The sequence below is a fragment of the Methanosarcina sp. 1.H.T.1A.1 genome (assembly GCF_000979295.1).
Lineage (GTDB): Archaea > Halobacteriota > Methanosarcinia > Methanosarcinales > Methanosarcinaceae > Methanosarcina.
Genome location: NZ_JJQY01000044.1, coordinates 1 through 9,245, shown reverse-complemented (window position 1 = coordinate 9,245; position 9,245 = coordinate 1). Strand labels below are relative to the sequence as shown.

Genomic DNA, 9,245 nt, shown 5'->3' with positions numbered 1-9,245 from the left:
CACCTCTCTATTCGTCGGCAGCGTCAGATGTGTATAAGAGACAGCTCCCAGGTCGTGGTACACTGTCCTGGAGATGATGTCTGCGATTGCAGGATCCATACGGTACTGCTCGTTCAACATACTGTGCTTTTGTGGATACATTTTCCACAATTTTTCAAACAGGCTTTCCCTTATCCATTCTGCGCAATTTTCGTCTGAAACCACAGGTGGAAGCTGGCGGTGATCTCCAATAAGAATGAATTTCTTTCCAAGCACAAGAGCCAGAAGAGTCTGTGGAAGGGTTGCAGCTCCTGCTTCGTCAACAATAACAACATCAAAAAGATCATTAGATTCCGGAACAGCTTTATAAGCACTTGCCAGAGTTGAACCTACTACTTTTTTCCTAAGGAGTTCACTCCTGATCAGCCTTCCGGTAAGGGTTATGGGCAAAATATCTTCAGCTACTTTAAAGTCCCCGGCACCTAGCCGACATATAAGATTTTCATCCACTTTATTTCCTTTCAGTACTGCCTGTAAGGCATTGTCAATTGCAACATTCATCCAGGAAGCCAGCAGTACCTTTTCTCCTCTGGCCGCGAACTTCTCACAAAGCTCGCTAATAATGGTTGTTTTACCCGTACCTGGAGGTCCCAAAATCAGGTGGAAGTCTTGCGTTCCTAACGCTTTTTTAGCAGCTTTTTTCTGGAAAGGGTTCAGTTTAGGATTGATTATCTCAGCAATATCTATGTAGGGGGCAGGCTGATAAGTACCAAAAAGTATTGATTTCAGGGTTGGGTGATGGCCTAAAAGCATCTCTTGAAGTATTCTGATCTGCCGGTTTACAATCTCCACCGGAGGAACGGTTTCCATCACGTATTCTTTTGTAGTAGCAAGCTCAGGGTCTTCCTCAAATACAAGAGTAAAATCAGTTATTGACTCACACTTTACACAGGTCCCTAACTTGTAGTTTACTTTGAATACCTTGTTCTCCCTGATTACAAAAGGGCTATATCTCCGTTCAATGTACTTGAGACTCTCACTCCTAACTCTAAAATCAGCATAATAAAAGTTCTTTGCTTTGATCCTTTTATAGTTAAGTGCAATCACGTCTACTCTCACAAAAGTCTGTTTTTCCTTTTCCATCCTGGCTTTTTCGAATTCTAACCAGTCAATTAACTGAGATATTTTTTCTTTAGTTAAAGCTGGAGATCTAAGGCTATTTGTCCCATTGTTCCCAAAATCCATTTAAGAATACCTCTTAAAAAAGAGGACCAGATGAAATTATATAAGCATTCTCATTTTATATTCAATATCTCTCATATTTATTTAAAATGTGGAATTGAAATGGAGAAAAAATCTTTTCGCATATCATTTTAATATAATTATTTTCAAGGAAATACACAAAATATAAATATAGACCAAATTTAGACTTTAAATGAATCCGATAAACGCTACTAACAATTTTTCGCCTAAAATACACAGAAATCCCGTTTTTTGGTTAAAAAAGCTTAAGATTTTATGCGGTTTTTGAAGAAAGCGGTATAATTATTAGGAAAAAGAAAAAAAAGAACTTGGTATAAAGGAAGTAATTTGTTACTGCTCTTCGTCCCTGTGAATAACAGGCTTTCCCATTGCTTTTTCAATCCTTTTAAGAATGGCTTTTTTGCGAGTTTCAAAAAACTCTTCAAAGTTATCGTTTCTGATAAGCGCAGGTTCTACCACATGACTTGCAAGTATCTCATCCATCCTTAACTCATCAATTCCGGCTATTTTTTGAAGTCTTTCTATGTAGGAACTCGGCGCATTGCCACCTATAATGCGATTGGTTTTTGCAGAAAGAGGGGTTTTGTTGATTATGCTGTTGTATTCATCCTGACTGATTCCACTGTTTTTACACCAATCTTGAGGAAAGATGTGATGAATATCAATGCTGTCATCAGAATAAGTCTGAATATCAATCGGCTCGCCGGTTCTAAAGTCTATGCCCCCGTCTCTCATGAGAAGAGCATAAATTCCTTTGTACGCTGCACTGTTACGGGTTCTAAGTGTGTTGAGACGTTCCGGGTCAAAGCTTGCTTCTCTTACTGTTGTAGGTTCGGGACCCCCATTAATCCATTCAAGGAGTTCAAGTAAATCTTTCGCAAAACGGGTCTCAACGGTACTTCCATATAATTCTCCCAATACACCGCACCAATACCACTGGAAAATTTTATTTCGAACTCCGTCTGTGTCCGCCCCTTCACCTAAAACCGCAAGAGTAGCAGCTAGTGGAGTAATCTGGGTCCTGTAGGGAATATCCCTGGACATGAATATGTTTTGAATATTAAGGAGCTTTGCAGCTTTTTCAAAACCTTGAGCTACCTTATCAGCATTTTCGGTGTATTCTTCAAGTTTCAATTTCAGAATATCTTTACGTTTGCAGCTGACGGCAGGAGCTTTTTCTTCAGTTTCTCCTTCCTCCAACTTTTTCAATTTCCTTGCACGGGTAGCTAGAAGACACACTGCTTGAAGGAAATCTGTGTTTTCTATACCTTGTAGCACGGAATATTTCTTCAGGTGCTTATTACGGACTCTCTCCCAATCAACTCTGAGATTGAAATTATCCGCAGCAAAGGTTGCTGTAAGAAGTTCAAACACAGTAAGTGTTACACCGCCAGTATTGACTTTTTCAAAAACAAGACAGACAGCTTCTTTTGGTGTGCCATTGTTCATCATTATAAGGGGGATCTGGTATTCCACAAATCGGCTGATTATTTCCTTTTCAAAATCGTTGAACAGCCTTATCTTGTTTTTTCCGTTTTCTCTGTTCCACCAGTACTCCTGATAGGCCATTCGCCAATTAGAGCTATCCAGAATCTGGTTGAGTGGGAATAGACCTGCTTCAAACTCATTCTCAGGTGTGGAATAATCCTCAATAGGCTCCCCTCTGAAGTTTCTGACAAATCTATCCTCAGCGATGCTCCTTATACACTCTTCTCTATCTATGTATGGATTGAGAGACTTTTCGATGTCGATGTAATAATATTTTTTAATCTGTTTTTTCCTTATATCTTCAGTGTCAACTGCTTCTTTTCTCAAAATGGCTTGATAGAGTGCGGTTAACCTTTGTTGTCCATCAAGAATCAGCTGTCCCGGTTTTGGTTGTGGTTCAAGTATCAGCCCTTCGATGAGCCGTGGCTTAAACCGAACATCATCATTTCCAGTTTGAAGCATCATTACAGCACCAATAGGAAACGAAAGGGAAACACTTGCAAGTAAGCTTTTTATTCGTTCGTCATCCCAGACCCATCCACGCTGAAAATCAGGGAGTTGAATTTTTCCTGTTGTAGTGTCCTTCAGGATATCTTTTAAGAACGATTTGGTACTGTCAAAGGTTGTAACTGCACTCATTTTTAGCCTCTATTATTTCCAAGATCTATATGCCTAATACTTTCAGGATCTATCTATCTAATAATAGGGATTTTTTAAAAATGTTTCCAATTTGTTTGGGTGGAATAAGTGGAAAATCAATAGAATAAGAAAAGACTATCAGTTGAAAATATTGCTTGCGAAATGATCAACTGCTAACGAAAAAAATGAATCCGAATTCCTAAAATTAATAGTGTTCCCTTAGATACTCATAAGCTTTATCAAAAAGCTCCTGATCTTTATGAAGCTTGTATTTCAACAGAGTTTTGCGCAGAGCTTTTTTAATCTCTTTTTCACCCGTATCAGTCCATTGCCAACCTTCAAACCGGGTATATTTTACGACGCTATCGATGTCATTTACGATTTTTTCTACTATAACTGGAGTTTGTTCGATTTTACATTCCATAAATAACTGAGTCAGAGCTTCCTTTGTATTATCGACAGGTTCAGCGGGAATTTCTCTTTCCAGTTTAACAGTTTCTTTTGCAATCTCCAAAAGCCCTTTTAAGAATTCAATGCTATTGATTGTGTTTTTATAATGTTTGTTTTTTAGATCTTCCAGCTTTTTACCCAGTTCTTCAAACCGTGGATCGTTTTTATTCTTGTGCAGCTTCCACTCAATCTTTATTTCAATGTCTTTAGCTTTCCCGGATGCTTCTTTTTCTGAGATTTTTTCGAGGATATCTGCATCCATTATAAGAGTTTCAAGATCATCTCGAATTGTTTGAACGGTGGTGTTCTCATGTATCAGGTAGAGAGTTTTAGGGCCAAGCACGTACCATATAAGCTTTCCATTGCCGCTGGTCGGTTTAATAGACTGATATACCTGAGTCAACCATTTGTAATCGGTTTCATACGGATTTAAAAATGAGTCTGGAGAGAGTGCTTCCCAGTGGCGTGCAAGGTAGGAATAGTCTGCCGCAAACTGATCTCTCAGTTCATTTGTAAGCAGACAGTCCTGAGCGGGAAGCAACCCTTCGTATCCTTCAAGGCTCCGGTCAACCCCTTCAAAGTGAGCCAAACATGTCTCAAGAGCAGATGGAAATTCCTCTTTTAATTTGTTGAGATTGGATATTACATTCTGTATCTCTTTGATGTCAAAATTGAGAGCATTTGCAACATTATCAAAGATGCCAAGATAATCAACTACAAGCCCATGATCTTTGTTTGGATAAGGACGGTTTACCCGGCAGATTGCCTGGAGAAGAGTATGATCTTTCATGGGTTTATCGAGATACATGACCTCATTTATTGGGGCATCAAAACCCGTTAAAAGTTTAGAGGTTACAATCAAGAGTCGGAGCGGGTCAGCCAGGTCTCTGAAACGATCCAGCAGTTTTGTAAGTTCATCATCAGTCAATGAGTACTTTTTCTTCCAATCTTCCGAATCTCCCTGCCCGAGGGTCATGACCACAGCAGATTCCTCTGGGTCCAGATATTTATCAATTTCCTGTTTATAGAGATGACACGCTTCTCTGTCAAAAGTGACAATCTGCCCTTTAAAATTGCCTGGTTCGATATGCTGCTTATAGTGGTCCACAATATTTCTACAAACTTTTCTTATCCGGTCTGGAGATTTTACAAGTACACCGAATTTTGCGGCACGTTTCGATAGCTGAATCTTATCGTCTTCCTCCAGCTGGTCAATCATCTCATGGAAGGCTTCATCAATCGAGTTCTGGTCTATATGCAGCTCCACGGGCCTTGGCACAAAATAGATCGGAAGGGTTGCTTTGTCTTTGAGGGACTGTTCAAAGCTGTATTTATTCATGTACCCGCTTTCATCTTCTTCAGCCCCGAAAGCCCAGAAAGTATTCCTATCTCGCGTATTTATCGGGGTGCCGGTAAGTCCAAAGAGAAAAGCATTCGGAAGGGCTTCCCTCATCTTTTTGCCCAGATCCCCTTCCTGAGTCCGGTGTGCCTCATCTACCAGGACAATGATGTTTTCCCTTCCGTTTAATACCCCGTCAGCTTCCGCAAATTTGTGTATCGTGGTTATGATAATTTTTCGGGTATCCTGTTCCAGCAACTTCTTTAGTTCGTCCCTTGATTCCGTTGTTACGGTGTTCGGGATATTGGAAGCATTGAATGTCCCGCTAATCTGGGAATTCAGGTCAAGCCTATCCACAACAACAATAACTGTGGGACTTTTAAGTTCCGGATTCTGCCGGAGCTGCATGGCTGCATACACCATCAACAGAGACTTTCCCGACCCCTGGAAATGCCAGATAAGCCCTTTTTTTATCCTGCCTTCAATGACCCTTTTAATAATCTGCTTCGTTGCTTCGTACTGCTGGTATCTACAGAGAACCTTAATTTTCTGACCGTTTTGATCCGTACTGAATATTGAAAAATTCTTCGCGATAGCAAGCACAGTTTCCGGACTCAACATCAGATTTACAGCATTTTGCACTTCTTCCAGATGTTCAAAAGCAGTATCTGTAGTTCTCCTCCAGGGTTGCCACTTTTCAATCGGAAGCTTGATCGACCCTACACGGTAGTTTTTCCCTTCACTTGCAAAACAGAAAACATTTGATACAAATAATTCCGGAACGGATTTCTGGTACTCATCAAGCTGAATAGCCCCATCAAGCCAGGATATAGAGGGTCTCACCGGACTTTTTGCTTCCCCTATGACCAGAGGAATCCCGTTTACCAGCAGTACGAGATCCGGTCTTCTGTTCAGGTCCCTTTTTGGTGTGAAGCTGTACTGTGTGGTAACTATGAATTCATTGTTTTCCGGGTTCTCATAATCAATCAATTTTATGGAAACGTGTTCCCCTCTCTCTCCAAAAGGCATGGTTTTTTCATTTTTGAGCCACCGGGAAAATTCATCATTGGCTTTTACAAGCCCTACGCCTCTGACCGAAATGAGAATAGCTCTTAATTTATAGATGATTTCATCTGCACGGCTAGGGTTTTCTGCAATAAGAGGGTTCAGTCTGATTAAGGCTTTTACAATATCTGGTTCTACCAGTACTTCATACTCTGCTCTGTTGAGTTCGCTTCTCGGAACAAACTTCCATCCAATGTTTGTTAGCAGGTCCCGCACAAAATTTTCAACCGAATTTGCTTCATTAAACACTAAAAGACCCCGTATGAACCCTACAATTTATGAATGATTCAGCAATTCCTTAATCACTGCTCAAATTGATAGTTTCTTAATGATTTATGGAAAGTATATCTTCAACAAATGAAACTACTTTTTCATAGTTAACACAGTCTCTACAATTATTTGAGTTGTTTACCAAGTGAGAATAAAGAGAAATATCTGGTTTACGCCCATCTTTTTCAAGTTCCAAAAAAGACTCAATATCTCTATCTGCCCTTAAACAATCAACAATAATCCCTTCATTTTTCATATCTTCGATATATTCGTTTAGTTTTTTATGAGATATTGGGGGCCTTTCTTTATCGTTATCTCCATCGTAAAGAATCCATGTTTTGATGCCTAGATTATTCAATAAATTTGCAAATTTATAAAAGTGGAATTTCCCGATGACATCGACAACCATTATATCAGAGGTAGTATGTGAGGTGTAAAATTCCCCAAGCTCGTTCTCAAACATGAACGAAAATAGGGCTTTTTCCGTAGGCCCTTCTACTAATAAGACCTTCTTACTAAGGAATGCATTTGATCTCTGAGGATCGATCCACAATAGGTAACGTAATTCATCCTCATTTGCAATCTTTGCGATTTCATCGGAGATTTGCTGAATTGTTAAGTTATTGTAATCGGTATATGCCTTTACCATTAGTTCCCCATTTTTCCTACAGATTTCAGATAAATTCTCATGGGTAATTTCACAAAGAGATGAAATTCCGTTGTTAATAGATATTTTCTTAATTTGTGAATAATTGCGAATATTGCTTACAAAATAAGGAGAGTGTGAAGTTACGAATACTTGATCATTTTGCGAAAGTGAAATTAATTTGTTCCTGAAATGCTTTTGCTGATTAGGATGAAGGAATAGTTCAGGTTCTTCAATTAAGTATAGGGTTAACTTTTCAGATGAAGTGCTTAACTCTGCAACGTTGCAGAGAAGGGAAAATATGAGGGACCTTTGAAAACCCATTCCCTGGGATTCAATCGGCAATTCTCCGTTTTGACCGTTCTCTGTAAATGCTTCAAATGACTTTTTGATTAAATCGTCTACTTCAGGAGGATTAAGTCTGAAATTTATCCCAATATTTCCATAATCCAGCATGTAGCTTTCAAGAGATGATTTTAAATCACTAAATCCAGTACTTTCAATAAGCTCGGAAAGTTCTTTGATAGAGTCTGAGACATTTACATAGAGTCTTTTGAATTCAGCATTTGTTTCTAAAGACTCGATCACGTACTTCGTTAAAAGTCGATTAATAGTTGAATTTGCAGTAAATTTAAACTCTTCATCCACTTTCCTAACTGAAGGTACATAAATAAGGTCTATTTTCTCCAGCAGGGTTTTGACTTTGGGATTTGAAATTCCAGTATCTTGGACTCGATAACGTGGTGTCTGTTCTTTTTTTTCCGAAAAATTACGATCAGCAAATGCCTCAAGTTCAAGTGTATTGTTTTCTACATATTCTGCAATTTGCTCAGGAATTTGATCTCCTTCTTCAAATGAAAAATCGATTCTTATTGAGGGATTTCCACTATATTGTTGATTGACATCTTTTTCACTTAATTTAACTTCGTTGAAAAACCATCTAATCGCAAAAAGAATGTTACTTTTCCCGGTGTTGTTTTCCCCAATCAGAATATTATAATTCTCAGAGTTGAAACTTGTTTCATGATAAGATTTTATACCTTTTATTGTTATTGACTTGATCTTCAAAGCGGAATCCCTCAAAGCGAAATTTACTTTTGATTAAATTTCCGTAAACCTACCATAACGCAAAAATATAAAAAAGTATTGAAATTAAATATCAAACAACTCTCATATCCATCTATGATTATTATATAAATTCATATTCGAATTAATATATTCTAATTTGATGTTATTACAATTTAATCGTAGATTTTCAAAAAAGAGTAGGATGACGACAGTTTGGCAATTCCAAAAATCAACTATTATCCGAATAGTTACCTAAAAAAATAAAATAAGAGAAAAATAAAAATTCCAGTGAGGTTTCAAGATTGAAAGGTATGTGGGCTTTGTAGAAATCCTCTAAAATAATGAGTCTCTATAAATTTGGACTGAATGGACTGACATATTTTTATATATTTAAATTCAGCCACTTAAACTGATTTAGATAGGTTTTCTACAAAGCCAAGCAAACTAATACTCAAATATTTAGTTTTCCTGACAACAACTCAAGTGTCAATTTTCTTTTAAGTTCGGATAATTTTTTAACATGATTAACATAAACTTCAATAGTACTTTCTGTATTCTCAAAAAATTTACTTATCTTTAGTTGTTCTTCTAATTTTGGTAGGACAATTTTTAGACTAGATAATTTCTTGGCATTAACACCACCTTGTGCACTGCCCGATATATGTGAATTTATTTGTGTCCAATACATAGAACTTTTGAAAAAATGTGAAACGAACTCAGGGTAAAAAAGTTCATTTATTCGAACTCTAATTAAATACGAAGCAAAAACTGCAATAGGAGGATTTTTTATTAAATAACTTTTTCCTGTAGTAGCCCCAGTTCTTGCAAAGACAATATCTCCATCTATTAATTGATATTTCTCAAAGTCACTTCCAGAGCAATTACAATAAGGAACATTATTCCAAATCACATTTCCTTCCTGAATGTCAGTTATTCTTAAAAATTTAGGACCAACTATTATTTCACTTGCACTGTCTGTATACTGTCTCTTATACACATCTCCGAGCCCACGAGACGGACTCCTATCTCGTATGCCGT

At 37.8% G+C, this 9,245-nt stretch carries 5 protein-coding genes; all 5 read right to left on the bottom strand.

Features of this window, described 5'->3' with window-relative positions; genetic code table 11:
- On the bottom strand, positions 1-1,224 hold a 1,224-nt coding region (locus EO95_RS04675), incomplete at its 3' end, for an AAA domain-containing protein (protein WP_048132607.1).
- 348 nt (positions 1,225-1,572) lie between these two features.
- Positions 1,573-3,369: a DUF262 domain-containing protein gene (locus EO95_RS04670; protein ID WP_048132606.1), complete on the bottom strand. Its 1,797-nt coding sequence runs from the start codon at positions 3,367-3,369 to the stop codon at positions 1,573-1,575.
- 205 nt (positions 3,370-3,574) lie between these two features.
- The gene (locus EO95_RS04665; protein WP_048132604.1) at positions 3,575-6,472 is read right to left on the bottom strand and encodes a type I restriction endonuclease subunit R; all 2,898 of its coding nucleotides are present in this window, start codon (positions 6,470-6,472) and stop codon (positions 3,575-3,577) included.
- A gap of 76 nt (positions 6,473-6,548) precedes the next feature.
- The gene (locus EO95_RS04660) at positions 6,549-8,207 is read right to left on the bottom strand and encodes an ATP-dependent endonuclease (protein ID WP_048132603.1); all 1,659 of its coding nucleotides are present in this window, start codon (positions 8,205-8,207) and stop codon (positions 6,549-6,551) included.
- A 451-nt stretch (positions 8,208-8,658) separates the two neighbouring features.
- On the bottom strand, positions 8,659-9,245 hold a 587-nt coding region (locus EO95_RS04655), incomplete at its 5' end, for a restriction endonuclease subunit S (protein ID WP_235282861.1).